The organism is Caulobacter sp. S45 (assembly GCF_009765965.1).
In the GTDB taxonomy this organism is placed as follows: domain Bacteria; phylum Pseudomonadota; class Alphaproteobacteria; order Caulobacterales; family Caulobacteraceae; genus CAHJWH01.
This window is the reverse complement of the sequence record NZ_LMUL01000014.1, coordinates 2,042,144-2,067,151: the sequence shown is the minus strand read 5'-3', so window position 1 is coordinate 2,067,151 and position 25,008 is coordinate 2,042,144. Positions and strand designations below refer to the sequence as shown.

At 67.7% G+C, this 25,008-nt stretch carries 27 protein-coding genes; 11 read left to right on the top strand and 16 right to left on the bottom strand.

The window, feature by feature from the left end:
• Positions 1-2: 2 nt before the first annotated feature.
• On the bottom strand, positions 3-971 hold the full coding sequence (locus tag GSQ87_RS16670; protein WP_158916453.1) for a quinone oxidoreductase: 969 nt from the start codon (positions 969-971) through the stop codon (positions 3-5).
• Entirely contained in the window at positions 971-1,669 is a 699-nt protein-coding gene (locus tag GSQ87_RS16665; RefSeq protein WP_158916452.1) for a dienelactone hydrolase family protein, read from the bottom strand. Before GSQ87_RS16665 ends, GSQ87_RS16670 begins: the two co-directional genes overlap by 1 nt.
• Before the next feature lie 86 nt (positions 1,670-1,755).
• Between GSQ87_RS16665 and GSQ87_RS16660 the strand changes: the two genes are divergently transcribed.
• The 6 genes from GSQ87_RS16660 to GSQ87_RS16635 all read left to right on the top strand — a co-directional run bounded on the left by GSQ87_RS16660 (position 1,756) and on the right by GSQ87_RS16635 (position 7,654).
• The gene (locus tag GSQ87_RS16660) at positions 1,756-2,013 is read left to right on the top strand and encodes a DUF6489 family protein (protein WP_158916451.1); all 258 of its coding nucleotides are present in this window, start codon (positions 1,756-1,758) and stop codon (positions 2,011-2,013) included.
• Positions 2,010-3,350 carry a tRNA uridine-5-carboxymethylaminomethyl(34) synthesis GTPase MnmE gene (gene mnmE, locus GSQ87_RS16655; RefSeq protein ID WP_158916450.1) on the top strand — a complete coding sequence of 447 codons (1,341 nt, stop codon included), beginning with the start codon at positions 2,010-2,012 and terminating at the stop codon, positions 3,348-3,350. The genes GSQ87_RS16660 and mnmE overlap by 4 nt, the downstream gene beginning before the upstream one ends.
• 81 nt (positions 3,351-3,431) lie before the next feature.
• A complete protein-coding gene (gene mnmG, locus GSQ87_RS16650; RefSeq protein ID WP_158916449.1) occupies positions 3,432-5,297 on the top strand; it encodes a tRNA uridine-5-carboxymethylaminomethyl(34) synthesis enzyme MnmG in 1,866 nt (621 codons plus the stop codon).
• Positions 5,269-5,931: a 16S rRNA (guanine(527)-N(7))-methyltransferase RsmG gene (gene rsmG / locus GSQ87_RS16645; protein WP_158916448.1), complete on the top strand. Its 663-nt coding sequence runs from the start codon at positions 5,269-5,271 to the stop codon at positions 5,929-5,931. Before mnmG ends, rsmG begins: the two co-directional genes overlap by 29 nt.
• Before the next feature lies 1 nt (position 5,932).
• Positions 5,933-6,742 (top strand): ParA family protein, encoded by an 810-nt coding sequence (locus GSQ87_RS16640; protein WP_158917809.1) that lies wholly within the window; start codon positions 5,933-5,935, stop codon positions 6,740-6,742.
• Positions 6,743-6,751: 9 nt separating this feature from the next.
• On the top strand, positions 6,752-7,654 hold the full coding sequence (locus GSQ87_RS16635) for a ParB/RepB/Spo0J family partition protein (protein ID WP_216839362.1): 903 nt from the start codon (positions 6,752-6,754) through the stop codon (positions 7,652-7,654).
• A gap of 31 nt (positions 7,655-7,685) precedes the next feature.
• Here GSQ87_RS16635 and GSQ87_RS16630 read toward each other — a convergent pair whose 3' ends face one another.
• Positions 7,686-8,291, bottom strand: coding sequence for a TetR/AcrR family transcriptional regulator (locus tag GSQ87_RS16630; RefSeq protein ID WP_158916446.1), 606 nt, complete (start codon positions 8,289-8,291; stop codon positions 7,686-7,688).
• Between the two features lie 92 nt (positions 8,292-8,383).
• Here GSQ87_RS16630 and GSQ87_RS16625 point away from each other — a divergent pair, with 92 nt between their 5' ends.
• Positions 8,384-9,475 carry a GTP-binding protein gene (locus GSQ87_RS16625; protein ID WP_158917807.1) on the top strand — a complete coding sequence of 364 codons (1,092 nt, stop codon included), beginning with the start codon at positions 8,384-8,386 and terminating at the stop codon, positions 9,473-9,475.
• A gap of 124 nt (positions 9,476-9,599) precedes the next feature.
• On the opposite strand, the gene GSQ87_RS16620 is transcribed toward GSQ87_RS16625, so the two are convergent.
• On the bottom strand, positions 9,600-10,034 hold the full coding sequence (locus GSQ87_RS16620; protein ID WP_158916445.1) for a biopolymer transporter ExbD: 435 nt from the start codon (positions 10,032-10,034) through the stop codon (positions 9,600-9,602).
• 119 nt (positions 10,035-10,153) lie between these two features.
• Here GSQ87_RS16620 and GSQ87_RS16615 point away from each other — a divergent pair, with 119 nt between their 5' ends.
• Positions 10,154-11,128 carry a WD40 repeat domain-containing protein gene (locus GSQ87_RS16615; RefSeq protein WP_158916444.1) on the top strand — a complete coding sequence of 325 codons (975 nt, stop codon included), beginning with the start codon at positions 10,154-10,156 and terminating at the stop codon, positions 11,126-11,128.
• A gap of 28 nt (positions 11,129-11,156) precedes the next feature.
• On the top strand, positions 11,157-11,498 hold the full coding sequence (locus GSQ87_RS16610; RefSeq protein WP_158916443.1) for a response regulator: 342 nt from the start codon (positions 11,157-11,159) through the stop codon (positions 11,496-11,498).
• Here the strand turns inward: GSQ87_RS16610 and flhA are convergent.
• From flhA to fliF, 7 genes are read right to left on the bottom strand one after another with little or no spacing between them, the layout of a single operon-like run.
• Entirely contained in the window at positions 11,495-13,585 is a 2,091-nt protein-coding gene (gene flhA, locus GSQ87_RS16605; RefSeq protein WP_158916442.1) for a flagellar biosynthesis protein FlhA, read from the bottom strand. The two genes, GSQ87_RS16610 and flhA, sit on opposite strands and share 4 nt — an antisense overlap.
• Positions 13,578-14,465, bottom strand: a complete 888-nt coding sequence (gene bla / locus GSQ87_RS16600; RefSeq protein ID WP_158916441.1) for a class A beta-lactamase — start codon at positions 14,463-14,465, stop codon at positions 13,578-13,580. The genes flhA and bla overlap by 8 nt, the downstream gene beginning before the upstream one ends.
• A 4-nt stretch (positions 14,466-14,469) precedes the next feature.
• Positions 14,470-15,837, bottom strand: coding sequence for a sigma-54-dependent Fis family transcriptional regulator (locus tag GSQ87_RS16595; protein WP_158916440.1), 1,368 nt, complete (start codon positions 15,835-15,837; stop codon positions 14,470-14,472).
• A 26-nt stretch (positions 15,838-15,863) separates the two neighbouring features.
• The gene (gene fliN / locus GSQ87_RS16590; RefSeq protein ID WP_158916439.1) at positions 15,864-16,190 is read right to left on the bottom strand and encodes a flagellar motor switch protein FliN; all 327 of its coding nucleotides are present in this window, start codon (positions 16,188-16,190) and stop codon (positions 15,864-15,866) included.
• Positions 16,187-16,849 (bottom strand): flagellar assembly protein FliH, encoded by a 663-nt coding sequence (locus GSQ87_RS16585; protein ID WP_158916438.1) that lies wholly within the window; start codon positions 16,847-16,849, stop codon positions 16,187-16,189. The genes fliN and GSQ87_RS16585 overlap by 4 nt, the downstream gene beginning before the upstream one ends.
• Positions 16,849-17,877 carry a flagellar motor switch protein FliG gene (gene fliG, locus GSQ87_RS16580; protein WP_158916437.1) on the bottom strand — a complete coding sequence of 343 codons (1,029 nt, stop codon included), beginning with the start codon at positions 17,875-17,877 and terminating at the stop codon, positions 16,849-16,851. Before fliG ends, GSQ87_RS16585 begins: the two co-directional genes overlap by 1 nt.
• The gene (fliF, locus tag GSQ87_RS16575; RefSeq protein WP_158916436.1) at positions 17,877-19,508 is read right to left on the bottom strand and encodes a flagellar basal-body MS-ring/collar protein FliF; all 1,632 of its coding nucleotides are present in this window, start codon (positions 19,506-19,508) and stop codon (positions 17,877-17,879) included. Before fliF ends, fliG begins: the two co-directional genes overlap by 1 nt.
• 182 nt (positions 19,509-19,690) lie before the next feature.
• Between fliF and GSQ87_RS16570 the strand changes: the two genes are divergently transcribed.
• Complete coding sequence (locus GSQ87_RS16570) at positions 19,691-21,049, top strand: AarF/ABC1/UbiB kinase family protein (RefSeq protein WP_158916435.1); 1,359 nt, start codon at positions 19,691-19,693, stop codon at positions 21,047-21,049.
• 18 nt (positions 21,050-21,067) lie between these two features.
• Here the strand turns inward: GSQ87_RS16570 and GSQ87_RS16565 are convergent, their stop codons facing one another.
• The 4 genes from GSQ87_RS16565 to GSQ87_RS16550 form a co-directional block, all read right to left on the bottom strand.
• Entirely contained in the window at positions 21,068-21,400 is a 333-nt protein-coding gene (locus tag GSQ87_RS16565; protein WP_158916434.1) for a (2Fe-2S) ferredoxin domain-containing protein, read from the bottom strand.
• A gap of 55 nt (positions 21,401-21,455) precedes the next feature.
• Positions 21,456-21,851, bottom strand: a complete 396-nt coding sequence (locus GSQ87_RS16560) for a protease inhibitor I42 family protein (protein ID WP_158916433.1) — start codon at positions 21,849-21,851, stop codon at positions 21,456-21,458.
• 45 nt (positions 21,852-21,896) lie between these two features.
• A complete protein-coding gene (locus GSQ87_RS16555) occupies positions 21,897-22,946 on the bottom strand; it encodes a ribonucleotide-diphosphate reductase subunit beta (protein ID WP_158916432.1) in 1,050 nt (349 codons plus the stop codon).
• Positions 22,947-23,052: 106 nt separating this feature from the next.
• The gene (locus GSQ87_RS16550) at positions 23,053-23,754 is read right to left on the bottom strand and encodes a thiamine phosphate synthase (protein WP_158916431.1); all 702 of its coding nucleotides are present in this window, start codon (positions 23,752-23,754) and stop codon (positions 23,053-23,055) included.
• Positions 23,755-23,825: 71 nt separating this feature from the next.
• Between GSQ87_RS16550 and GSQ87_RS16545 the strand changes: the two genes are divergently transcribed.
• Positions 23,826-24,470, top strand: coding sequence for a YggS family pyridoxal phosphate-dependent enzyme (locus GSQ87_RS16545; RefSeq protein WP_256375891.1), 645 nt, complete (start codon positions 23,826-23,828; stop codon positions 24,468-24,470).
• A gap of 98 nt (positions 24,471-24,568) precedes the next feature.
• Here GSQ87_RS16545 and GSQ87_RS16540 read toward each other — a convergent pair whose 3' ends face one another.
• Positions 24,569-25,006, bottom strand: coding sequence for a helix-turn-helix domain-containing protein (locus tag GSQ87_RS16540; RefSeq protein WP_158916429.1), 438 nt, complete (start codon positions 25,004-25,006; stop codon positions 24,569-24,571).
• Positions 25,007-25,008: the final 2 nt, after the last annotated feature.

The following is a 25,008-nucleotide window of genomic DNA, read 5'->3' as shown; positions in this document are numbered from 1 at the left end:
GTTCAAATAGTTAGGACGCTTGCACCTGTGGTGTGACCCGCTTCCAGCGCCTCATGAGCGCTGCGGACGTCCGCAAGCGGCCAAGTCTGACCGATCTCGACCGTCACCGCACCGGACATGACCACCCCGAATAGGGCGTCAGCGGCGTCCCGTCGCTCCTGGGGGGTGACGAGGAAGTCGTTGAGGGTTGGGCGCGTCAGGTACAGCGAACCGTTCTGGGAGAGCTGCAGCGGCGCCACCGGCGCCGGTGGCCCGGACGCGTTGCCATAGCTCACCAGTAGTCCACGCCGCGCCAGCGACTTCAGACTGGCCTCCAGGGTGGCCTTGCCGACCGAGTCGTAGACCACCTTGACGCCCAGGCCCTGGGTGAACCGGCGTACTTGCTCCACCAGATCGCCTTGGTCGCGCACGATCACCTCGGCGCAGCCCTGCTTGCGAACCATTTCGGCCTTGGCTTCGGTTCCGACCACGCCGATCACCCGTATGCCTAGATGATCGAGCCACTGGGTTAGCAGCGATCCGACCCCGCCGGCCGCCGCATGGACCAGGACGGTGTCGCCCTTTTCCAGCGGCCAGATGCGCTGGACCAGATATTCGGCGGTTAGGCCCTTCAGGGTGATGGCGGCCGCGGTTTCGAAGCTGATCGCGTCCGGCAGTTTCACCAGCCGCTCAGCGGAGACCAGGTTGGCCTCGGCATAGGCGCCCGGCAGGCTGGCGTAGGACACCCGATCGCCGATCGCCACCGCGTCGACTCCTTCACCCACGGCTTCGACCACCCCCGCCGCCTCGTTGCCCAAGGTCGCCGGCAGCTTCATCGGATAGAGGCCGCTGCGCTGATAGGTGTCGATGAAGTTCAGGCCGATAGCGTGGTGGCGCACGAGCGCTTGGCCGGGCCCTGGCGAAGGTGTCTCCACCTCCGCCAGCTCCATGACCTCCGGACCGCCGGTCCGGGCGATCTGGATCGCGCGCATCAGCCCAGCGTCCGCTTAAACAGGGCCAAGGTCCGCGCGTCTGCCTTGGCGGCGTCGGCCGCGTGGTAGTGCTCGCCGCCCTTGCGGGCGAAGGCGTGGTCGCGGCCCTCATAGAGGAAGAGTTCGACGTGGGGGTGGTTCTTCAGGCCGACTAGCAGGCGTTCGCGCGCAGCGTCGTCGGAGAACTTGTCCTCGCCCGCCACGTGCAGCATCAGCGGTTGGGACAGGCGTTCGGCCTCGGCCAGATGGGTGTCGAGGCCGACGCCGTAATAGGAGACCGACGCATCGCTGTCGGTGCGGGTGGCGGCGAGGAAGGCCAGCTTACCGCCGAGGCAGTAGCCGACCACGCCGGCCTTGCCGCTGGCGCCGGGCATCTGGCGGGCGAAAGTCAGGGTGGTCTGGATGTCCTCAACTCCCTTGTCCACGTCGAAGGCGTTCATCAGGGCGAAGGCCTGGTCCCATTCCGCCTTGGTCTTGTCGGTGATGTCCACGCCCGGCTCGATGCGCCAGAACAGGTCCGGGACGATGGCGAGATAGCCCTGCGAGGCCAGGCTTTCCGCGACTTCACGCATGACGGCGTTGACGCCGAAGATCTCCTGGATGACCACCACGACCGGGGCGGAGCCGGCGGCGGGCCGCGCGACATAGGCCTTGAACTCGCCGTCGACGGTGGGGATGGTCAGATACTCGCCGGTCATAAGCCGCTCCGTTACAATTGCTTGCGGCGTTTAGCCTGTCGCGGCGATCTGTGCGCATAACAAACGCGTGCCCAGGAGTTATGGCGATGAAGTTCAAGGTCGAAGCGGAATGCACCCCGGAGGAGGCCCGCAGCTTCCTCGGCCTGCCGGACGTCTCCAGCCTCAACGAGCATCTGGTCGAAGAGATGAAGACGCGGCTGACCGCCAACATCTCCCTGCTCCAGCCTGAGGAGCTGATGCGCAACTGGATGAGCTTCGGCGGCCAGGCCCAGGAGCAGTTCATGCGCATGATGACCACGGCCGCGGCCGGTGCGGGGATGGGCGGACCCGCTGGCAAGCGATGAGGGACGGCGTCTTCGCCCTGGCCACCGCGCCAGGGCGCGCGGCTATCGCGGTGATACGGTTGTCGGGGGAGGGTGTCGGCGCCGTGGTGGAACGTCTCGTCGGCAAGCTGCCGCCGCCGCGGCGGGCGTCGACGCGGCGGCTGCGCGATCCCGATACGGCCGAATTGGTGGACGAGGCGCTGGTGCTCTGGCTGCCGGGTCCGGGGAGTTTCACCGGGGAAGATAGCGCCGAGCTGCACCTGCACGGCGGCGCGGCGGTGGTGGCCAGGGTCGCCGAGCTGCTCCTGCGGCTGGGTCTGCGGCTGGCCGAGCCTGGCGAATTCACCCGCCGCGCGTTCGAGAACGACCGCCTGGATCTGGCCCAGGCCGAGGCCGTGGCCGACCTGGTGGACGCCGAGACCGAGGCCCAGCGCCGTCAGGCCCTGGCCCAGCTTCGGGGCGATCTGTCCCGGCGTCATGAGACCTGGCGTTCCGCCCTGCTCGACGCCTTGGCCATGTTGGAGGCGGCCATCGATTTCCCCGACGAAGACCTCCCTGACGCTTTGGTCGCGGGCGCCCGCGAACGGTTGAGCGGAGTCGCGCGGGAGATCGCGGACTCGGTAGGGGACACGCGGGGAGAGCGGGTCAGGGAGGGCTATCGTATCGCCCTGATCGGCGTGCCGAATGCGGGAAAGTCGAGCCTGTTGAACGGGTTGGTGGGCCGGGATGTCGCCATCGTCACCGAGATCGCCGGCACCACGCGCGATGTGCTGGAAACGCCGTTGGTGCTGGGAGGCTATAGCGTGGTGCTCGCCGACATGGCGGGGCTGCGGGCGACGAATGATCGGGTGGAGGCGGAGGGCGTGCGCCGCGCCGGCGCCTGGGCGCAAGCCGCAGACCTCCGGCTATTGGTCGTGGATGGTGCGTCGACGGGATCGGGTTGGACCGGGCCGGCCGACCTCCTGGTCCAGGGGGACCTGGTGCTACTGAACAAGTCCGACTGTCCGCCCGGCGCAGACCGCCGCGCGGCGGAAGGGTGGGCGATCGAACGGGGCCTGGAGACCTTGGCCGTCTCCATCCGGGCCGAGGAGCTGGATATGCTGCGATCCCGACTGACGGAGAAGGCGACCGCCGCGATGACCGGCGCCGAATTCCCGGCCGCCACCCGCATGCGTCATCGCGAAGCTTTGTCGACCGCTTCCGGGTTCCTGGATCGCGCCCTACATGCCGAGAGCGATCCGGAGCTGGTGGCGGAAAATATCCGTTTGGCGGCCCGCAGCCTGGAGCGTATAGCCGGCCGCCTGGACCCGGAGTCCGTCTTGGATCGGGTGTTCTCGACCTTCTGCATCGGCAAGTGAGTTCCACGTGGAACGGTGCGGAAGAGAGATGAGGATGTTTCACGTGGAACGCGGGTGTCAGGTCATCTTGGATCAGTTGTCGTGAGCACCGCGGTCTCGTGGGATGTGATCGTCGTTGGCGCCGGGCATGCGGGATGCGAAGCCGCGGCGGCTTCGGCGCGCATGGGTGCTCGCACGCTGCTGCTGACCCATCGCCTCGACACCATCGGCGAGATGTCCTGCAACCCTGCGATCGGGGGTCTGGGTAAGGGTCACCTGGTCCGCGAGATCGACGCCCTCGACGGTCTGATGGGTCGGCTGGCGGATGAGGCCGGGATTCAGTTCCGGCTGCTGAACCGATCCAAGGGCCCTGCCGTGCGCGGGCCGCGCGCGCAGATCGACCGTAAGCTCTATCGCCAGGCGATGGCCCGCGCACTTGGGGAGATCCCTGGTCTGTCGATCCAGGCGGCGGCGGTCGAGGACCTGATCGTCGACGGGGGTCGGGTCGCGGGCGTGGTGCTCGCCTCCGGCGAGGCGGTGCGCGCCGCCTGCACCGTCCTGACCACGGGCACCTTCCTGGATGGCGTGATTCTTCGCGGGGAGGAGCGTATCCCCGGAGGTCGTTTCGGCGACAAGCCGGCCCTCGGGCTATCGAAGCGGCTCTACGGGCTGGCCCTGCGGATGGGTCGATTGAAGACCGGCACGCCTGCGCGACTGGACGGCCGCACCATCGACTGGAACGCGGTCGAGCGGCAGGACGGGGATGAGACGCCTTCGCCCTTCTCCTACCTGACGACCTCCATCACTACGGCCCAGGTGTCGTGCGGGATCACCACCACGACGGCCGAGACCCACAGGATAATCGCCGAGCGGCTGGGCGAGTCGGCGGTCTATGGCGGCCGGGCGACGGGGATCGGGCCGCGTTACTGTCCCTCGATCGAGGACAAGGTGGTCCGCTTCGCGGACAAGACCGGGCACCAGGTCTTCCTTGAGCCCGAGGGCTTGGACGACGACACCGTCTATCCGAACGGGATATCCACCTCGGTGAGCGCCGAGACCCAACTCGCCTTCCTGCGGACCATCCCGGGTCTGGAGCGGGTCGATGTCCGCCGTTACGGCTATGCCATCGAGTACGACTATGTCGATCCGCGCGAGTTGGAACCGACCCTGGAGATGAAACGGCTCGGCGGCCTGTTTCTCGCTGGCCAGATCAACGGCACCACGGGCTACGAGGAAGCGGGCGCTCAGGGTCTGATCGCCGGCATGAACGCCGCGCGGATCGCTGGCGGTGGGGCAGGGGAGACGTTCGCGCGCGACGAAGCCTACATCGGCGTGCTCATCGACGATCTGGTCACACGTGGCGTTACCGAGCCCTACCGGATGTTCACCAGCCGGGCTGAATTCAGGCTGACCTTACGGGCCGATAACGCCGACCAGCGGCTCACAGCGCGTGGCGTCGACCTCGGCCTAGTGGGCTCCGCGCGGGCGGAGCTCTTCGGACGTAAGGCGGAGGCGCTGGCCGCCGCGCGCGTGCGCAGCCGTGAGCTGTCGCTGTCCACCGCCGAGGTCGAGGCGCTGGGGGCCAAGGTGAATACGGACGGGCGGCGTCGAACCTTGACCCAACTTCTCGCCCATTCCGACATCCGCTTCGAAGCCCTGATCGGCGTCTGGCCCGAGCTTTCGGACTGGTCGCAGACGGTGCGTGAGCAGGTCGAGATCGACGCGATCTACGACGGCTATCTGGGTCGCCAGAGCGCGGATATCGCTGCTTTCCGCCGTGACGAGGACCTGTTGCTTCCGACCGGGCTCGACTATCGCGCCATCGGCGGCCTGTCGGGCGAGGCGCGCGAGAAGCTGGAGGCTGTGCGGCCGACCACGCTCGGCCAGGCTGGACGCATCGAAGGCGTGACCCCGGGTGCGCTCACCGCTCTTCTCGCACATGTTCGACGCCGTGTCGGAGCCGCTTGAGTCCGCAGCCCCGGCGTTCGGGGCGGAGGCGTTCGCCCAGGCGACGGAGGCTACGTCCGGGCAGATGGCCGACCTGGAGCGGTTCCGCGCGCTGCTGGACGTCCAGAACGCGCACATGAATCTCGTCGGCCCTTCGGCGTTGGCGGGCTTCTGGCTACGGCACGCCTACGACAGCGCCCAATTGTTGCACGTGGAACCCTTGGCTCTACGTTGGGCGGACGTGGGCGCCGGCGCAGGCTTCCCAGGTATAGTTCTGGCCATACTTCTGAAGGGCAAGGAGGGCGCGCGCGTCCATCTGATCGAAAGCATGGGCAAGCGTGTCCGCTTTCTTTCCGAGGTGTGCGAGGCCTTGGCCCTTCCGGCGGATATCCATCACGGTCGAGCTGAAGAGATATCGACGCCGACCGCTCTCGAGGTCGTAACCGCGCGGGCGTGCGCGCCACTTCCACGCCTGCTGGGCTATACGGAACATCTTTTCCGCGGCGGTGCGAAAGGCGTGTTCCTGAAGGGTCAAAACATCGAATCCGAGTTGACCGAAGCTCGCCAAAACTGGAAGTTCCATGCCGAACTTCTGTCCAGTCAAAGCGACCCCTCTGGGCGTATCGTCCGGATCGAAAGGCTCAGCCGTGCCTGAAATCTCCGCCAGCCCTCGGGTGCTCGCGATCGCCAATCAGAAGGGCGGCGTGGGCAAGACGACGACGGCGATCAATCTCGGCACGTCCTTGGCGGCGGTGGGCCGGCGGACCCTGTTGCTCGACATCGATCCCCAGGGTAACGCGTCCACGGGCTTGGGCGTACCGAAGACGGCCCGTAGATCGACCATGTATGACGTCCTGGTCGCGGAGCAGCCCTTGGCTGGGGCGATCGTCCCGTCCTCCGTGCCGGGCCTGGACCTGGCGCCTGCGGACGCCGACCTCTCGGGCGTGGAGATCGAACTCGGAACGCAGGCCCGGCGCAGCTATCGCCTGCGCGACGCCATCGCCGCGCTTGGGTCGGGTGGAGAGAGCTACGACTACATCCTGATCGACTGCCCGCCATCCTTGAACCTGCTGACGGTCAACGCCATGACGGCGGCGGACGCCGTCCTCGTGCCGCTGCAGTGTGAATTCTTCGCGCTGGAGGGACTGACCCAGCTGATGCGGACTGTGGAGTTGGTGCGCGGAAGCCTCAATCCCAAGCTGGAGATCCAGGGAGTAGTGCTGACCATGTACGATCGGCGCAACAGCCTATCGTTGCACGTGGAACAGGATGTCCGGGCGCACTTCGGCGACAAGGTCTACCAGACGGTCATACCGCGCAACGTGCGGGTCTCCGAAGCGCCGTCGTTCGGCAAGCCGGTGCTGGTCTACGACCTCCAATGCGCCGGCAGCCAAGCCTATATGAAATTGGCCAGCGAGCTGATCGCGCGTGAAAAGTCGCGCCGTACCGCCGTCAGCGCCGCTTAAGGAACCATGATGGCGGAAGCAAGCAGTCGCAGAGGATTGGGTCGGGGCCTGTCGGCCCTGTTGGGGGAGGCCGACCCCGCGCCGATATCGGCCGAGGAGCGCGGCGTGGCGGTGTCGCCAATGGAGACACCGGTCGAACTTCTGCGGCGCAATCCCGATCAGCCGCGACGTATCTTTGCTGAAGCCGAATTGGAAGAACTGACGAACTCCATCCGGGAGCGCGGCGTGTTGCAGCCGATCCTGGTGCGCCCCGCGCCCGGCGCGCCCGGCGAGTACCAGATCGTCGCCGGTGAGCGCCGCTGGCGGGCGGCGCAGCGCGCCAACCTGCACACCGTACCGGTGATCGTGCGCGCCTTCGACGACGCCGAGGTCGCCGAGATCGGCGTCATCGAGAACATCCAGCGTGCGGACCTGAATCCGCTGGAAGAAGCGCAGGGCTATCGGGTGCTGATGGACCGGTTCGGCCGCACCCAGGAGGCCATCGCCAAGTCGGTCGGCAAGAGCCGCAGCCACATCGCCAACATGCTGCGCCTGCTGAACCTGCCGACCCAGGTGCGCGAACTGGTCGAGACGGGTCGGCTGTCCGCCGGTCACGCCCGCGCTATCGCCACCTCGCCCGATCCCGGCCATCTGGCGCGCACCATCGTCGAGGGCGAGCTGAGCGTACGCCAGGCCGAGGCGCTGGCGCGCAAGGCCCAGGATCGCGTGGATCGTGCGCCGAGCCGGATGTCCGGAGCGAGCCGCCCCTCGGGCAAGGACGCCGACACGCGCGCCCTGGAACAGGACCTTTCCGACACGCTAGGTTTGGCGGTCGAGATCGTGGATCGCGATGGGGTAGGCGAGGTGCGTGTGCGCTACGCTAGCCTGGAGCAGCTCGACAGCATCTGCCAACGGCTGTCGAACGCGATCTGACGCTTGGGGCGGCCGCTTTTCGGGGAGTTCATTAAGGTGCGTAGGCCCGAACGAACCGGTGCGCACAATCTCGTGCACGCGCGGGGATGTCCTCCTGCGGGATTTCTGTCTCCAGACCCAGCAGCAGGCGGATCTGTACACCGCCGGTCACGATGCCTAGGAAGACGTCCGCCGCCTGCACCGGATCGTCCACCACCACTTCCGTGCGTGAGGCGCTGGCGAGGAATTCCGCAAGCCGGCGACGTGAGGCGCGGGTCCCAGCGTCATAGATGGTGCGCGCCAGGTCCGGCATCTCGCTGGCGCTGGTCACACCCATGCGCAGGAGCTGGATCGAGTTCGGCGAGACGATCAGTTCGAGTATGGCCTGGGCGTACGAGGTCAGAGTGTCTTCCACCCGATCGCCGGGGGCCGCGCGATCCAACGGGGTGGTGATGCGGCTGCGCCGTCGCTCGACCAGGGTGCGGACCAGCTCGGTCTTGGAGCCGTAGTGGTTGTAGATAGTCTGCTTGGAGACGCCGGCGCGACGGGCGACTTCTTCGATGGGCGCATGGACGCCGCGTTCGGCCAGCACCTCGACGGCGGCGTCGAGGATGGCTTCGTGCTTGCGAACGTCGATTTGGCCGAGAGCGCGTGGCATTCACCAAAGTATGGACGTCGGCGTCCAAAGACAAAACCGTTTATTGGTTTCGCCATCTTTCCTTCGGGGCGGGGAGACTACACATGAGCGCCATGACAGACGCATCGCTCCTGACCGCCGAGGCCGCGCAGACCGCTTTGGCCCAGATTCCCGTCACCGTGCTCACGGGTTATCTCGGCGCCGGCAAGACCACCCTGTTGAACCGCATCCTGACCGAGGATCACGGGCGCCGCTATGCGGTGATCGTCAACGAGTTCGGCGAGATCGGCATCGACAACGACCTCGTGGTGGACACCGACGAGGAGGTGTTCGAGATGAACAACGGTTGCGTCTGCTGTACCGTGCGGGGCGATTTGATCCGGGTGCTGACGGGATTGATGCGCCGCCAGACGCCTGGGAAGCGGGCGTTCGACGCCATCGTGATCGAGACGACCGGCCTTGCCGACCCCGGTCCGGTCGCCCAGACCTTTTTCGTCGACGAGGACGTGCGCGCCAAGACCCGGCTGGACAGCGTCACCACGGTGGTTGACGCCAAGCATGTGCTGCTGCGCCTGGCCGACAGCCGCGAGGCGCGCGAGCAGGTGGCCTTCGCCGACCAGATCGTGCTCAACAAGACCGATCTGGTCGAGCCGGCGGAGCTTGCCGAGGTCGAACGGCGTCTGCGGGCGATGAACCCCCTGGCGCCGATCCATCGCGCCGTGCGATCCGATGTTCCGCTCGACGCGATCCTGGGACGGGGCGGCTTCGATCTCGACCGGATGGTCAGCCTGGAGCCGGATTTCCTCAATCCGGCGCATGGCGACGCGGGCCACGTCCATGACGAGCATTGCGACCACGACCACGATCATGGGCACGACCACCAGCATGGCGGCCACGCGCACGAGGATCAGGATATTCAGGGGGTCTCCATCACCTCGGAACGACCGATCGACGGCCAAAAGGTGACGCGTTGGTTGAACGAGCTGCTCCAGGCGCAGGGACCCGACATCCTGCGCACCAAGGGCATTCTGGATGTTAAGGGCGAGACACGGCGGTTGGTGTTCCAGGCCGTGCACATGATCCTGGAGGGCGACCTACAGAAGCCCTGGCGCGACGATGAACGGCGCTACAGCCGCATGGTCTTCATCGGCCGCAACCTGGATCGGGCCAAGCTGCAGGCGGGCCTGACGAGCTGCGAAGCCTGACGGCAGGTACGAAAACGTCCCTGGAAACAACAGGTCAGGTTCGATCCGCAAGCCAATGCGGCGAACCTAACCCCTGTTTCGCAGGGACGTCTAAAACAGCGAGACCGCTAAGGCGCGGATCGAATCAGACGCGATCTTCGGTGATCAGCGACACCTTGTAGAAGCCGTTCTTCTGCAGGTCGTTCAGGATGGTCATGAAGGCGTCGTACTTCACTTCCTTGTCGGCGCGGATATAGACCGTCTCGTCCTGGGGATGGGGGACCGACAGGGCGCTGACCAGATCGCCGATCAGGGTCGGCAGCTGGGTTTCGCGCGGGCCGATGAACACCGCGCCCGACTTTTGCAGCGAGATGACCGTCGGCAGCTTGAGCGGCTTGACGGAATTCGGCAGGGCCGGCGGCAGGTCGAGCTTGATCGACACGGTGGCCAGAGGGGCGGCGACCATGAAGATGATCAGCAGCACGAGCATGACGTCCACCAGCGGGGTGACGTTCATGTCGGAATTGGTGGCGACGGTGAATTTGGACCCGCCCGAGGGACCGGAAAGCTGCGCACCCATATACCTGGGACTCCCAAATAGCCCGCTTCGCAGGCGCTTTGGAGGACCTTTTGCGCGTAACTTGCGAGATGTAAAGACCTGCTTCCGCATGAATATCGAGTCTGGCGTTGGGAAATACGATGAGTCCGTTTCAGTATGACGCCCAGGCGGTATCCGCCCATTTCGACGGCGCCGGTCAGGCCTACTTCGTCCTGGGCGACGGCACGGTGCGTGGGCCGGGCCTGGAGAGGCGCCAGGCGCACAAGGGCGCAGCTCTGTGCAGCGTCCCCCACCCATCCGGGCGCGGGGTGCTGACGGGCGGCGACGACGGGCGAGTGTGCTGGACCGATGCGGAAAGCTGCACCGAGGTCTATGCAGGGGGAAGCCGGTGGGTGGACGCCATCGACGCCAGTCCCGCCTCAGGCCTGATCGCCTTCGCCGTGGGACGAGACCTGCACGTATGCGATGCGGGCGATCCGGCCTTTGCACGCAGCTTCAGGCATGAGCGTTCGGTCGCGGCGGTGGCGTTCGAGCCCAAGGGCCGGCGGCTGGCTGCGGCGACCTATGGCGGGGCCATGCTCTGGTACGCCCGTATTGCCGACCAGAAGCCCCAGACGCTGAAATGGGCGGGCTCCCACATCGGGATCGCCTGGAGCCCGAACGGTAAGTTCCTGGTCAGCGCCATGCAGGAGAACACCCTACACGGCTGGCGGCTGTCGGACGGCAAGGACATGAAGATGGGCGGCTACCCGTCCAAGGTCAAAAGCCTGGTCTTCTTCGCCGACGGCCTGATGCTGGCGACGTCGGGGGCGGCCGGGGCGGTGGTCTGGCCCTTCGCCGGGGCCAATGGGCCCATGGGCAAGGAGGCGTCCGAGGTCGGCTATCAGGAGGGGGCCGAGGTGGTCCTTGTGGCCGCCGCGCCGGGCGAGCGGGTGATTGCGGCGGGCCTGGCCGACGGACGGGTGTGGACGACGGACCTGCGGAGTGGCAGGACGGTCGCGGTGGAGGCTGGCGCGGGCGCGCGGGTTTCCGCGCTCGCGATGTCGGGGGACAGCCGCCGGATCGCCTTCGGCGACGAGGGTGGTCGCGCCGGGGTGATCGAGCTGGACGGCTGAAGGCCAAGTTGGGGAAGCGACCACACCGATGCGGATACTGATCGTCGAGGACGAAGCGCTCGTGGCCATGTTGCTCGAGGATATGCTGGCCGATCTCGGCCACACGGCGGTGTTCAGCGCGGCGAGCACGACCGAGGCGTTGGCCTATATGAGCCAGAACCCCGACGCCTTCGACTTCGCCATCACTGATGTGAATCTCGCTGGCGAGCAGAGCTACCCGATCGCCGAGGCGCTGGCGGCGGCCGGCAAGCCCTTCGCCTTCGCCACCGGCTATGGCCCCGGCAGCCTGCCCGAGGCGTGGCGCGACCGGCCGGTCCTGGCCAAGCCCTTCGGCACCAGCGACGTCGCGCGGGTGGTCGGGCCGGCTTAGATCTGCCCCACCGTCTTCAGCCGCGCGCGGGGATGCACCTCGTTCTGGGACATGACCACGGTCTGGCCGCGGAACCGCTCGACGATGGAGCGGACATAGGGGCGGATGGCGGGGCTGGTCAGCAGCACGCCGGTTTCGCCGATCCGGGCCGCCTGGTCGAAGGTCTCGCGCACCGAGCGGATGAACTGCTGCAGCTTGGAGGGCGCCAGCGCCAACTGTTTGTCCTCGCCCGTGCCGATCAGGGCGTCGGCGAAGGCTTGCTCCCAGTCCGGCGACAGGGTGATGATCGGCAGGGCCCCATCGTCGCCGCGGTTTGACCAGCAGAGTTGGCGGGCCAGTCGCGAACGCACGTGTTCGACCACGCTGCTGACGCCGGCCGACTGGGCCGCCGCTTCGCCCACGCCCTCCAGGATCAGCGGCAGGTCGCGGATCGAGACGCGCTCCTTCAGCAGCGCCTGCAGCACGCGTTGCAGCGTGGTGGCGGTGACGACGCTGGGGATCAGGTCGTCGGCCAGCTTCTTCTGGTCGGGCGTCAGCTCCTTCAGCAGTTTCTGCACCTCCGCATAGGAGAGCAGGTCCGACATGTTGTCCTTCAGCACCTCGGTCAGGTGGGTGGTCAGCACGGTGGCCGGGTCGACCACGGTGTAGCCGCGGAAGGTGGCCTCCTCGCGCAGGCTCTCGTCGACCCAGGTGGCGGGCAGGCCGAAGGCGGGTTCGCGCATCTGCTCGCCGGGCAGTTCGACCTGGCCGCCGCGCGGGTCCATGGCCATCAGGCAGCCGGTGCGCACCTCGCCGGTGCCCGCGTCCATCTCCTTGATCCGCAGGGCGTAGCCCTGGTTTGGCAGGCGCATGTTGTCCAGGATGCGCACCGCCGGCATGACAAAGCCGTAGTCGGCGGCCAGCGTCCGGCGCAGCGCGCGAATCTGGTCGGTCAGCTTGCGTCCGTCCAGGTCGTTGATCAGGCCGAGCAGGTTGTAGCCCAGCTCGATCTTGACCTCGTCGATAGCCAGCGCGGTGGAAATCGGCTCGTCGGCCGCCGCCTGGGCGACGACCGGCGGCGGCATGGCGGCGGCTTCGGCGGCCTTGGAGCGCTTCCAGGCCAGGGCGCCGGTCGCCAGCGAGATGCCCGCGAACGGCAACAGCGGCATGCCGGGCACGAACCCCATCATCCCCGAGGCCGCCGACACCATGCCCAGGCTGATCGGGTTGGTGGCGAGCTGGGTGACCAGGGCCTTGTCGGCGGAGCCTTCGACCCCGGCCTTGGAGACCAGGAAGCCGGCGGCGATGGAGATCACCAGGGCGGGAACCTGGCTGACCAGGCCCTCGCCGATGGTCAGTACGGTGTAGGTGGAGGCGGCGGTGGCGAAGCTGACGTGGTGCTGGAACACCCCGATCAGGATGCCGCCGACGATGTTGATGCCCAGGATGATCAGGCCGGCGACCGCATCCCCGCGCACGAACTTGGAGGCGCCGTCCATGGCCCCGAAGAAGGTGCTTTCCTGCTCCAGCTCCTTGCGGCGGCGCTTGGCGTCTTCCTGGTTGATCAGGCCGGAGGACAGGTCGGCGTCGATCGCCATCTGCTTGCCGGGCATGGCGTCCAAGGTGAAGCGCGCCGCCACTTCGGCGATGCGGGTCGAGCCCTTGGTGATGACCACGAAGTTCACCACCACCAGGATGATGAACACGATCACCCCGATGATGAAGTTGCCGCCCATCATCAGCTGGCCGAACGCCTGAATCACATGGCCCGCCGGATCGCCGCCCTCGTGCCCGTGGCTCAGCACCAGCCGTGTGGCGGCCACGTCCAGGCCTAGACGGTACAGGGTGGTCGCTAGCAGGACGGTGGGGAAGGCGGTGAACTCCAGCGGCCGCCCGATCAGCAGGGAGGTCATCAGGATCAGCACGGCGGTGGTCAGCGACAGCGCCAACAGCAGGTCGAGCAGCATCGCCGGCAGCGGCAGGATCAGCAGCACGACGATGCCGATCACGCCCAGGGCCAGCGCGACCTGGCCGCGGCCGACGATCGCCCAGATGTCCTTGGGCGTGGAGGCGGAGATGTTGAACTTGGGCAGGGCGAGTTCAGCCATGGGCCGGTCTCCATCGCCCGATCAGCGCGCCGACCGAAGCAATCGCGTGATTCGCGGCTTCCTGCGAGGTGGCGCGGGTGACGAATACCGCGGCGATCAGCGGCGCGCGGCCCGGCGGTCGGATCAGGGCCACGTCGTTGGCGGTGTCGGCGCCGTTGGAGCCGGTCTTGTCGCCGAGCGTCCAGGGTCCCGGCAGGCCGGCGCGCAGCCGATCCGCGCCCGTGGTGTTGGCGGCGAGCCAGGCCTGGAGCCGGTCCCGCGAGGCGGGTTTCAGGATATCGCCCAGGGTCAGTCTCTCGAACGTCGCGCCCATCGCCAGGGGCGACGTGGTGTCTCGCGGATCGCCGGGAATGGCTGAATTCAGGGCCAGCTCGTTGCGGTCGAGCCGAGTGATGGCGTCGCCCTGACCGCGCAGCCACGCGGTGAGACTGGCGGGGCCGCCGATCTCGCGCAGGATCAGGTTGGCCGCGCCATTGTCGCTGTATTCGATCACCGCCGCGCACAGCTCGCGCAGGGGCAGGCCGCCCTTGGCGACATGTTTCGAGGTGACGGGCGAGGTGGGCAGCAGGTCGGTGCGTCCGTAGGCGATACGCTTGTCGAGGGACACCTGACCGTGGTCGACCTGGCTCAACACCTGTCCCACCATCAGCGCCTTGAAGGTGCTGCACATCGGAAAGCGTTCGTCGGCGCGGTGGAGCAGGCGGCCGCCCGATCCCGTGTCGCGTACATAGACGCCCATGCGGCCGCCGCAGGCCCGTTCGATGGCGACGAGTTCGCCCGCCGTGACGCCGCTCGCCCATGCGCCTTCGAACCCGCCGATGGCGAGCCCGGCGCCCAGAAGCACGGCGCGGCGATGGGGGATTGTGGCGCGCGCCGTCATGGCGTCAGGCCGCGTAGGCGCCCTGGGGCGCGGGGACGCTGACGCCCGCCTCGCCGTACTCCTTCAGCTTGTTGCGCAGCGTGCGGATGGAGATGCCCAGGATGTTGGCCGCGTGGGTGCGGTTGCCGAAGCAGTGGACCAGGGTGTCCAGGATCAGCTGCTGCTCCATCTGCGACACCGTCTGGCCGACGAAGGCGCGCGAGGCGCTCTCGGCCGCCTGGGTGGCGCGCGCGACCGTCTGCTGAGCCGGATCGGGGCCGAGCGACATCGGCTGGCCGTCGGGCAGGCGCACGGCGGTTTCCTCGATCTCGGCGCCCGGAGAGAGCAGCACCGCGCGGTGCATGGCGTTCTCCAGCTCCCGCACGTTGCCGGGCCAGCGATGCAGCACCAGGCGGCGCCTGGCCTCCGCCGACAAAGGCTTGGCTTGCAGGCCGTTGGCGGCGGCGTACTTCTTCACGAAGTGCTCGCACAGAGCCAGCACGTCGGCCGGACGATCGCGCAGCGGCGGCAGGCGCAGGTTGACCACGTTCAGCCGGTACAGCAGGTCCTCGCGGAAGCCGCCGGCCTTCACCGTGGCGGCCAGGTCGCGGTTGGAGGTGGCCAGGATGCGGATGTCGATCTTGACCGGCTTGGAGCCGCCGACCCGGTCGATCTCGCGTTCCTGGATGGCGCGCAGCAGCTTGGCCTGCAGGCGCACGTCCATTTCCGAGATTTCGTCGAGCAGCAGGGTGCCGCCGTCGGCCTCCTCGAACTTGCCGATCCGCCGGGCCAGGGCGCCGGTGAAGGCGCCCTTCTCATGGCCGAACAGCTCGGACTCCAGTAGGTTTTCGGGGATGGCGGCGCAGTTGACCGAGATGAACGGCTTGTCGGCGCGGCGCGACTTCTTGTGGACGTAGCGGGCCATCACCTCCTTGCCGACGCCGCTTTCGCCGGTGATCAGGATCGAGGCGTCCGACGCCGCCACCTGGTCGGCCAGCGACAGCACCACCTGCATGGAAGGATCACGCGTGACCAGCGGCCGGTCGTCGTCCGACACCGCCGCCAGCACCGCCGCGATCAGCTCCGCGTCGGGGGGCAGGGGGATGAACTCCTGCGCCCCGGCCCGGATGGCGGCGGCGGCCTTGCGCGCGTCGTTGCCCACGCCGCAGGCCACGATCGGCACGCGGATGCGTTCGGCCTCGTTGGCGGCGATCAGGCTGGCGATGTCGAGGTCGAAGTCGACCATCAACAGGTCCGCCCCCTGGCCCGCGCGCAGGGCGTGGGTCGCCTGCGCCTCGGTCTCCACGTGGGCGACCTTGGCGCCGGTCTGCATCGCCATCTTCACCGCCAGGGCGAGTTGGCCGCTGAGACGGCCGACGACTAAGAGCCGCATCGGTTTTCTCCTTCAGCTTCCGGACCTTACAGGCCCTGATCGCCGTCCTTGATGATTTCGGTCATGGTCACGCCCAGGTGCTCGTCGACGATGACGACCTCTCCCCGGGCGACCAGGCGATTGTTGACGTAGATGTCGATGGCCTCGCCGACCTTGCGGTCCAGCTCCAGGATGCTGCCCTGGCCGAGCTTCAGCAGCTGGGCGACGGACATGTGGGCCTTGCCCAGCACCGCGGAGATATTGACCGGGACGTCGAACACCGGGGCCAGGTCGGTGGCGGATTTCTCCTCGGCGTCGTCCACCGCGACCAGCGCGGCGGTGGGTTCGAATTCCTCGAGGGTCAGGTCGCTCATCGATCGGTCTCCAGGGTCGGGACGAGGGGATCGGCGTGCAGGCCTTCGGCCGCCAGGGCGGTTTCCAGGGCTGCAGCCACGCGGGCCGCGGCGGCTTGCGGATCGAAGGCCGCGCGGCCGTCGCCCCAGTCGAAGGTGAAGGCGGCGCGGGGTAGGGCTGGGTCGGTCTTGACCAGGACCTGGGCCGAAAGCCCGAGCCCGTCGCCCATGCGCTGCAGCGCCTCGCCGATCCGCTCGGCCTCTTCGGGCCGTGCGCGCACCACCAGGCGGGCATGGCCGTCGAGCTCGCGTCCGAGCGCGGCCAAGGCTTCGGCGGCTGGCTGTTCGGGGAAACGATCCAGCGCCGCATCGGCGATCTTGCGGGCGCAGGCCATGGCCAGTCGGGCGCTGTCGATGCGGTTGGCGTGGGAGATTTGGCTCAGATAGCCCAGCGCCGTGCGCGTGGCGGCGGCGATCTCCGATAGGGCGCGGGCGGCCTCGGCCTCGGCGCGGGCCACGACGGAGCGCTCGCCCTCGGCGAGACCCTTGGCGTGGGCGGCCTCGACCTCCTCGGCGGAGAAATGGCGCTTAGGCTTGGGCGGCGCGATCACCCGATCGCCGTCGAACACGGTGTCGAAGGTGAAGGGCCTGGCGACCGAAGGGGTGGGCGGAGCGGCCATCAGTAGATCAGCTCATCGTCGCTGCTGGAGCCGGCCAGCATGATCTCGCCCGAGGCGGCCAGGTTCTTGGCGGTCAGCACCATGGCCATCTGGGCCTGGTCGACGTCCTTGAGCCGGACGGGACCCATGGATTCCATGTCCTCGCGCATGATCTTGGCGGCGCGCTCGCTCATGTTGGAGAAGAACATCTCCCGCAGCGCGTCCGAGGCGCCCTTCAGGGCCAGGCCGAGCTGATCCTTGTCCACTGCGCGCAGCAGGGTCTGCACACCGCCGGGGTCGAGCCGGCCCAGGTCCTCGAACACGAACATCAGGGCGCGGATGCGCTCGGCCGCCTCGCGGTTGCGCTCTTCCAGGGCGGACAGGAAGCGGACCTCGGTCTGGCGGTCGAAGTTGTTGAATACCTCAGCCATCATCTCGTGGCTGTCGCGCTTGGAGGTGCGCGCCAGGTTCGACATGAACTCGGTGCGCAGGGTCTGTTCGATCTTGTCCAGGATCTCGCGTTGCACCGGCTCCATGCGCAGCATCCGCTGCACGCATTCCAGGGCGAAGTCCTCGGGCAGGGCGGCCAGCACACGGGCGGCGTGCTCGCCCTTCACCTTGGACAGGATGACGGCGACGGTCTGAGGGTATTCGTTCTTCAGGTAGTTGGCGAGCACGGCCTCGTTCACGTTGCCGAGCTTGTCCCACATGGTCCGGCCCGCGGGTCCGCGGATCTCGTCCATCAGCGCCTCGACCTTGTCGGGGGCCATGAAGCTGGCGAGCAGACGCTGGGTCTGTTCGTAGGAACCCATGATGGCCCCGCCGCTGGACATGCCCGAGACGAAGTCGACCAGCAGGCCTTCCACCGCGCCGGCGCTGACGGTGCCCAGGTTGGACATCACCTGGGAGATCTCGCGGATCTCCTCCTCGTCCAGCGCCTCCCACAGCCGGGTATGGTCTTCGCCGAGTGCGAGCAGGACGATCGCCGCCTTCTCCGGGCCGGAGAGCCGTTCGGGGTCCTCGACGGTTTTTTTGCGGGCCGGCAGCATCAGGCTTCGTGCAGCCAGGTGCGAAGGATGGCGACCGACTCGTCAGGATGCTTTTCCACGAACTCGGAAACTCGCCGGACCGACGAGGCCTTCACCTGACCCTCGATGCGGGCGATGTCGATACGGGCGTCAATCTCGGGATTGGGCAGGGCCAGAATCTCCCCGCTTGGTCCAGTTAGGGCGCCTCCCGGCGCCGGAGACCCCGGACGCGGCGTCATGTTCAGGGCCGTGACCATCGGACCGCCTCCGCCGCCCGAACCGCTCAGCATCGGCTTGATCACGAAGAAGACCACCAGTCCCGCCACCACCAGCAGGACGCCCAGCTCGGCGATCCGCATGATGTCGTTCTTGTCGAAGGTGAAGGGCGAGGCCGCGCTGACCCCGTCGGCGCCGCTGAGGTCGTGATCGAAGCGCACGTTGACCACGGTGACCTGGTCGCCGCGCTGGGCGTCGAAGCCCACCGCCGAGCGGACCAGTTGTTCGATGTGCTTCATCTCGTCGGCCGAACGCGGGGTGTAGGGACCGGGCTTGCCGCCCTTGGCGGGGGTCGAGACCCCGTCCACCGCCACCGCCACCGACAGGCGCTTGACGCTGCCGGGTTCCTGCACCTCGCTGCGGGTGGTCTTGGAGATTTCGTAGTTGGTGGTCTCCTCCTGCTTGCCGGCGACGGAGCTGTCGCTGCTGCTCGGCGCGGCGGGCTGGGCGCCGGGTACGTTCTGGGATGCCGAGGTCGCACCCGAGCTGTTGGGCTTGCTCTCGTTGGACTTCTCGTCGGCGGTCTGGGTGGAGCGCACGACCTGGCCGTCCGGATCGAACTTCTCCTGCTGGGTGGTGATCCGGTTCATGTCGAGATCGGCGGAGACCTGGACCCGCACCTTGCCGGGACCGACCATGCCTTCGACCATATCCTTGACTGAACGGCGGATGCGCTCCTCGACCTGGCCGCGGGCCGAGCCCCCGGCGCCGTCGGGGCTGACCCCGGAATCGCCTTCGCTGGCGAGCAGTTCGCCCTGCTGGTCGGTGATGCTGACCCGTTCGGCCTTCAGGTCGGGGACCGCGCCGGCCACCAGGTTGCGGATGGCGCGCACCTGCTCGGCGCCCAGGCGACCGCCGCCGGTGGCGATCAGGATCGACGCGGTGGGCGATTCGGTGTTTTCCTCGAACAGCTGGTGCTTGGGCATCACCAGGTGGACGCGAACGAAGCTGACGCCCTGGATCGAATGGATGGTGCGGGCCAGTTCGCCCTCCAGGGCCCGCTGGCGGTTCAGGTTCTGGATGAAGTCGGTTTGGCCCAGCGCCGAGGCGTTGTCGAAGATCTCGTAACCCACCGAGCCCGAGGTCGGCAGGCCCTTGCCCGACAGCAGCAGGCGGGTGGAGGCGACCTTGTCGCGATCCACGAAGATGGTGGAGCCGTCGCCCTTCAGTTCGTACTTCACCCCCGACTGGTCGAGTTGGCCGGTGATCTGGGACGCCTCCTTCATGTCGAGGTTGGCGTAGAGCAGCGACTTGGATTCGCCGCCGACGCGCAGCATCACCGCGACCAGGACGGCGGCCACGCCCGCGCCCGCGCCCAGGATGGCGGCGAGCCGGCCGATGCCGAAACCCTGCAGTGCTTTTAGGAAAGACTCCAACGCCCGGCCCCACTGGCGGTCATGTCCAAGGGACCGCGCTAGGCAGGAATTACCGGGTCTAAGGTAAAGGACCGCTTAAGGTTAACGACGCGACCCACCGGCGCCGGCGCAAAATGCATTGCGTGGGCGGTAATCCGCGCCGTGGGCTGTTCGTCCGAAGCCGCCGTGCTTAGCTGTGTTCCATGTCCGACGACGCCCCCGATCCCGAACGCAACCGCCTGACCGGGCGAGTGCAGCGCTTCGCCAAGGTCGGCGCAGGGCTGGCGGGCGCGGGCGCCGCCTACGGCGCCAATCGCCTGTTCGGCGGGGATGAGACCGAGGTCCGCAACGCCCGCGCGCTGAAGGCGGCCCTGGGGCAGCTCAAGGGGCCGCTGATGAAGGCGGCGCAGATGTTCGCCACCGTGCCGGACCTGCTGCCGCCCGAACTGGCGGCGGAGCTGACCGAGCTGCAGACCAACGCCCCGGCCATGGGCCGACCCTTCGTGCGCCGTCGCATGGCCGCCGAACTCGGGCCGGATTGGACCGCGAAGTTCAAGAGCTTCGATCTGGACGCCGCCGCCGCCGCCTCGCTCGGCCAGGTGCACCGGGCGACGGGGCTGGACGGACGCGGCCTGGCGGTGAAGCTGCAGTACCCGGAGATGCAGAGCGCGGTGGAGAGCGACCTCGGCCAGCTCCGCGCCGTGTTCGCCCTGTTCCGGCGCATGGACAAGGCGCTGGACCCGTCGGAGATCGTCGACGAGATCGGCGATCGCTTGCGGGAAGAGCTGGACTACACCCGCGAGGTGAAGGCCATGCGCCTGTACAGCCGCTTCTTCGAGGGCCGCGCCGACATCGGCACGCCCGAGCCGGTGGATGCGCTCTGCACCCGGCGGTTGCTGACCATGACCTGGCTGGACGGGCGCGGGCTGATGGCGTTCAAGGACGCGCCGCTGGAGACCCGCAACCGCATCGCCGCCCTGCTGTTCGAGGCCTGGTGGGGCCCGATGATCAAGCTGGGCGTGATCCACGGCGATCCGCATCTGGGGAACTACACCTTCGGCGGCGAGGCGGAGCGGCTGAACCTGCTGGACTTCGGTTGCGTGCGCATCTTCCCGCCGCGCTTCGTGGCCGGGGTGGTGCGGCTGTTCCACGCCCTGTCCAGCGACGACCGCGCCGAGCAGAAGGCCGCCTACGAGAGCTGGGGCTTCCGAGGCATCTCGGACGATCTGGTCGAGGTGCTGAACCTGTGGGCCCGCTTCATCTATGGCCCGTTGCTCGACGACCGGGTGCGCACGGTGGCCGACGGGGTGAAGCCCGGCGCCTATGGCCGGCGCGAGGCCTTCCAGGTGCGTCAGGCGCTGAAGGACAAGGGGCCGGTGCGGATTCCGCGCGAGTTCGTGTTCATGGACCGCGCCGCCATCGGCCTGGGCTCGGCCTTCCTGCACCTGGAGGCGGAGCTGAACTGGCGCCAGCTGTTCGAGGCGTCGGTGCAGGGCTTTTCCGAAGCCGCCCTGGCCAAGCGGCAGGGCGAGGCGCTGGGGGCGGTGGGGCTGGAGGGATAGTACGGCGCGGCTTGGCGCTCAGTCCCCCACCGGCCCCAGAAGTTGCCCTAAGGCGGCGTCGATATCGAAGCCCGGCTCGACCACCACCAGCCGGTGCTCGGCCAGGGTGCGGCCGCTGGCCAGCACTTGGCGGCGCTTGGGACAGAGATCGAAGCAACGGGTCTCCACCACCCGCACCTTGCCCCAGCGCCGATCCTTGAGCGCCGCCTTCAGCCGCTTGGCGACGCCCTTGGCGTTCTTCTCGCCGAGGAACTTCCTGGCGCACTTGCCGCAGACGAGCACGGTCTCGGCGAAAGGCGTCTTGGCGAGCTTGATCCGTTCGATGTGGGCGGCCTGTTCGGAAACTGACATGGAAGCTCTAACGCCGGCCGTGGCGGTCGGATGCCCCGCCAGTCACGCCGGCCAACTAGGCCGGATGGGCGGCGAGCACCTTGATTTTCACCTGGTAGACCTTGGCCAGGGTCATGTGCAGGTTCCCGCGGGTGTAGACCATGGACAGCTTGATGGTCTGTCCGGGCCGGCCTGCGACGCGCATGCGGAACACCTGCTGGCCCACCGGCGGATCTGTTGGACCCGGTCCGAGCGCCTTGGGGCCGAGGATATGCGGTGGCGGAGCGCCGTGGGGATCGTAGCTCTGGCTGATCGGGGTGAGCGCCGGCGGCCCGGAGGTCACGCGCCAGCCATAGCCGGTGCCCGGACGGGCGCCGAGGCGGATGTTCAGCACCTGCCCGACGGCCGCGTTTATTTTCGCGCCGTTCTGAGCGTCGAACAGGACCAGTTCGCCGGGTGGGATCGGGACCATGATGGGCCCTGAATACGCCTACCCGGCGCGTCTGTCAGCTTTGCCTTATTCGGCGGGCAGGGTGTTTTCGCTTCGCCGGCTCATCAGGTTGTCGAATTCCGACCAGACACCGCCCGCGCCCTGCCACTGGCCGCGCGTCGCCGCCTTGGAATATTCGGTGGAGCGCGCCTCGAAGAAGTTGGCGTGCTCCACGCCCGACAGCAGCGATTGGAGCCAGGGCAGCGGGTTCTCCTGCACCCCATAGACGGGAGGCAGGTCGAGCTGGCGCAGGCGCCAGTCGGCGATGAAGCGGATGTAGCGCTTGATGTCGTCCGGGGTCATGCCCTCGATCTCGCCGGCCTCGAACGCCAGGTCGATGAACTTGTCCTCGAGCGCCACCACGGTCTTGCAGCAGTCGACGATGTCGTCGGCGACCGACTTGGTGACGCAGCCCGTCTCCTTGTTGAAGGCGTGGTAGAGCTTGATCATGCCTTCGCAGTGCAGGCTCTCGTCGCGCACCGACCAGGATACGATCTGGCCCATGCCCTTCATCTTGTTGAAGCGCGGGAAGTTCATCAGCATGGCGAAGCTGGCGAACAGCTGCAGCCCCTCGGTGAAGCCGCCGAACATGGCCACGGTGCGGGCGATGTCGGCGTTGGTCTCGACCCCGAAGGCCTGCATGTAGTCGTGCTTGGCCTTCATCGCCTCGTATTCGAGGAAGGCGCCGAACTCGGACTCCGGCATGCCAATGGTCTCGAGCAGCAGGGCGTAGGCGGCGATGTGGACGGTCTCCATGTTGGAGAAGGCCGACAGCATCATCTTCACCTCGGTGGGGCGGAAGACGCGCGCGTACCGCTCCATGTAGTTGTCGTTCACCTCGATGTCGGACTGGGTGAAGAAGCGGAAGATTTGGGTCAGCAGGTTGCGCTCGCCGTCGTTCAACCGCGCCGCCCAGTCCTTGCAGTCCTCGCCGAGCGGGACCTCTTCCGGCATCCAGTGGACCTGCTGCTGGCGCTTCCAGAAGTCGTAGGCCCAGGGATAGCGGAACGGCTTGTAGGCGTAGGAGGGGGTGAGCAGGCCGGGACGCGCCGGAGTGGGGATAATGAGTTCGGCCATGTCGAATCCCAGGGAATCGGTGAACGTCTGACGATAACCAAGCTGCACAGAATGTGGAGCCCCCATGGGGACCACTCCACAAGATATGGTGTGTCTGTGGATAAAATCAAAGCAGGTCGCTTAGGCAGGCCTCTGTTTGCGCTGGGATTCGGGTCGTCGAAGCGCGAGGGGTGAGACCATCCACCGCGGCCAGGCCCACAGCTCCGGTCAGCCCCAATCTTCTTGCGGTGATCGCGTCCACGCCCCCCAGGGCATAGACCGGTACGCGCGCCAGGGCGACCAGGCTGGCAAACCGCAGCGGACCGAGCGGTCGGGTCGCCGAAGGACTGCGACTCGGGAACACCGGCGACAGCAGGACGGCGTCCACCCTCAAACGCCCGGCGGCGACCACGGCGCGGGCGTCGTGGGCGGCGCAGCTCAGTCTCCATTGCGGCCATCGCGCGCGCAGGCGGGGCGCCAGATGCATCAGGCGCTGGGGCAGGTGGACGCCGTGCGCGCCGATGCGTCGGGCCAGCACCGGGTCGGCTCCGACCAGCAGCATCAGTCCTCGTCGCCGGGCCAGCGCCGCCAAGGTTCGTCCCACCGTCTCCGCATCGGCCGCCCCGAAGGCGCGGTAGATCACGCCCGAACCGCGCGGCAGGGTCTCGGCCACGGCGAGGGGGTCGGGCGTTCGAACCGGATCGGTGACGAACCAGAGGTCGGGCAGGCGCGTATCGGCCGAGCGCGCATCGCGCTTTTCCCGAGCTGCGCGACGGCCTAGGGTCGCCGCCGCCCGCGCCAGGGCTTCAGCCTCTGATTTCGATGCCATCGTTCGACACGCTATCCGGCTCGGGGCCGGCCGACCAGACGGATGACCGGACTCAGGATCGGTCCAAGGGATTGGACGATGTCCGCGCGCGCATGGCGGCGGCGGCGAAAACGGTCGGCCGCGAGCTTGGCGCGATAACCCTGGTCGCGGTGTCTAAGCAGCAACCCTGGAGCCATGTCGCGCCCGTGCTCGACGCCGGCCAGCGGGTGTTCGGCGAGAACCGGGTGCAGGAGGCGATGGTGCGCTGGGGCGAACTTCGCGTGGCGCGCCCGGACCTGGAGCTTCGCCTGATCGGCCCCCTGCAGACCAACAAGGCCAAGGAGGCGGTTGGGTTCTTCGACGTGATCGAGACCGTGGATCGCGATCGGTTGGCGCGCGCCGTGGCGGACGCCGTCCAGGCGCTAGGCCGAACGCCGAAACTGTATATCCAGGTCAATACCGGCGAGGAGCCGCAGAAGGCCGGCGTGACCCCCGCCGATGCGGACGCCTTCGTCGCCGCGCTGCGCCGGGACTATGGCCTGTCGGTGGAAGGCCTGATGTGCATTCCGCCGGCGGACGAACCGGCCGGCCCGCATTTCGCCCTACTGGCCAAGATCGCGGCCCGCAACGGTCTGACCGGGCTGTCCATGGGCATGAGCGCCGATTTCGAGACCGCGATCCGGTTCGGAGCGACGTCGGTGCGGGTGGGTTCGGCCCTGTTCGGCGTGCGGAACTAGAGCGTTTTGCGAACCTGTCGGTTCGGCCGAACACTCTAGTTTCCTCATTCGGCGCATTTCCCCCGCGCGACCCGATATCCACGTCGCTGGAAGATGCTCTAGCCTTCCGATGTAGTCTCGGCCGAGCCCTCGGTGTCGGCCAGTGTGCGGACCAGATCCAACAGGCGTTTGCGCACCCGCCGGCTTTCGATCTGCGACAGCCAGGTGGCGAACTCCCGCTCTTCCGGCGTCAACGGCAGTTCACGGACGAACGTCGCGGGCTCGACCGGCTCCACATCCTTGTTCTGCGCCGGGTCCGGTAGGCCATCGAAAAAGTAGGGGATCGGCGCATGCAGGGCGTGGGCGACCTGGTAGAGCTTGGACGCACTGACCCGATTGGCCCCGCGTTCGTATTTCTGGACTTGCTGGAAAGTCAGGCCAAGCGCCTCGGCCAGCTTGTCCTGGCTGATGCCTAGGGCGCGGCGGCGGCGGCGGATCCGATCGCCGACATGGACGTCGACGGGGTTGGGGGAGCGGTCGTCGTTCAGGGCTTCCATAC

Coding starts and splice junctions, on each gene's coding strand:
- GSQ87_RS16670 (WP_158916453.1), bottom strand. CDS start 971: ATGCGCGCGATCCAGATCGCCCGGACCGGCGGTCCGGAGGTCATGGAG.
- GSQ87_RS16665 (WP_158916452.1), bottom strand. CDS start 1,669: ATGACCGGCGAGTATCTGACCATCCCCACCGTCGACGGCGAGTTCAAG.
- GSQ87_RS16660 (WP_158916451.1), top strand. CDS start 1,756: ATGAAGTTCAAGGTCGAAGCGGAATGCACCCCGGAGGAGGCCCGCAGC.
- mnmE (WP_158916450.1), top strand. CDS start 2,010: ATGAGGGACGGCGTCTTCGCCCTGGCCACCGCGCCAGGGCGCGCGGCT.
- rsmG (WP_158916448.1), top strand. CDS start 5,269: ATGTTCGACGCCGTGTCGGAGCCGCTTGAGTCCGCAGCCCCGGCGTTC.
- GSQ87_RS16635 (WP_216839362.1), top strand. CDS start 6,752: ATGGCGGAAGCAAGCAGTCGCAGAGGATTGGGTCGGGGCCTGTCGGCC.
- GSQ87_RS16630 (WP_158916446.1), bottom strand. CDS start 8,291: ATGCCACGCGCTCTCGGCCAAATCGACGTTCGCAAGCACGAAGCCATC.
- GSQ87_RS16625 (WP_158917807.1), top strand. CDS start 8,384: ATGACAGACGCATCGCTCCTGACCGCCGAGGCCGCGCAGACCGCTTTG.
- GSQ87_RS16620 (WP_158916445.1), bottom strand. CDS start 10,034: ATGGGTGCGCAGCTTTCCGGTCCCTCGGGCGGGTCCAAATTCACCGTC.
- GSQ87_RS16615 (WP_158916444.1), top strand. CDS start 10,154: ATGAGTCCGTTTCAGTATGACGCCCAGGCGGTATCCGCCCATTTCGAC.
- GSQ87_RS16610 (WP_158916443.1), top strand. CDS start 11,157: ATGCGGATACTGATCGTCGAGGACGAAGCGCTCGTGGCCATGTTGCTC.
- flhA (WP_158916442.1), bottom strand. CDS start 13,585: ATGGCTGAACTCGCCCTGCCCAAGTTCAACATCTCCGCCTCCACGCCC.
- bla (WP_158916441.1), bottom strand. CDS start 14,465: ATGACGGCGCGCGCCACAATCCCCCATCGCCGCGCCGTGCTTCTGGGC.
- GSQ87_RS16595 (WP_158916440.1), bottom strand. CDS start 15,837: ATGCGGCTCTTAGTCGTCGGCCGTCTCAGCGGCCAACTCGCCCTGGCG.
- fliN (WP_158916439.1), bottom strand. CDS start 16,190: ATGAGCGACCTGACCCTCGAGGAATTCGAACCCACCGCCGCGCTGGTC.
- GSQ87_RS16585 (WP_158916438.1), bottom strand. CDS start 16,849: ATGGCCGCTCCGCCCACCCCTTCGGTCGCCAGGCCCTTCACCTTCGAC.
- fliG (WP_158916437.1), bottom strand. CDS start 17,877: ATGCTGCCGGCCCGCAAAAAAACCGTCGAGGACCCCGAACGGCTCTCC.
- GSQ87_RS16570 (WP_158916435.1), top strand. CDS start 19,691: ATGTCCGACGACGCCCCCGATCCCGAACGCAACCGCCTGACCGGGCGA.
- GSQ87_RS16565 (WP_158916434.1), bottom strand. CDS start 21,400: ATGTCAGTTTCCGAACAGGCCGCCCACATCGAACGGATCAAGCTCGCC.
- GSQ87_RS16560 (WP_158916433.1), bottom strand. CDS start 21,851: ATGGTCCCGATCCCACCCGGCGAACTGGTCCTGTTCGACGCTCAGAAC.
- GSQ87_RS16555 (WP_158916432.1), bottom strand. CDS start 22,946: ATGGCCGAACTCATTATCCCCACTCCGGCGCGTCCCGGCCTGCTCACC.
- GSQ87_RS16550 (WP_158916431.1), bottom strand. CDS start 23,754: ATGGCATCGAAATCAGAGGCTGAAGCCCTGGCGCGGGCGGCGGCGACC.
- GSQ87_RS16540 (WP_158916429.1), bottom strand. CDS start 25,006: ATGGAAGCCCTGAACGACGACCGCTCCCCCAACCCCGTCGACGTCCAT.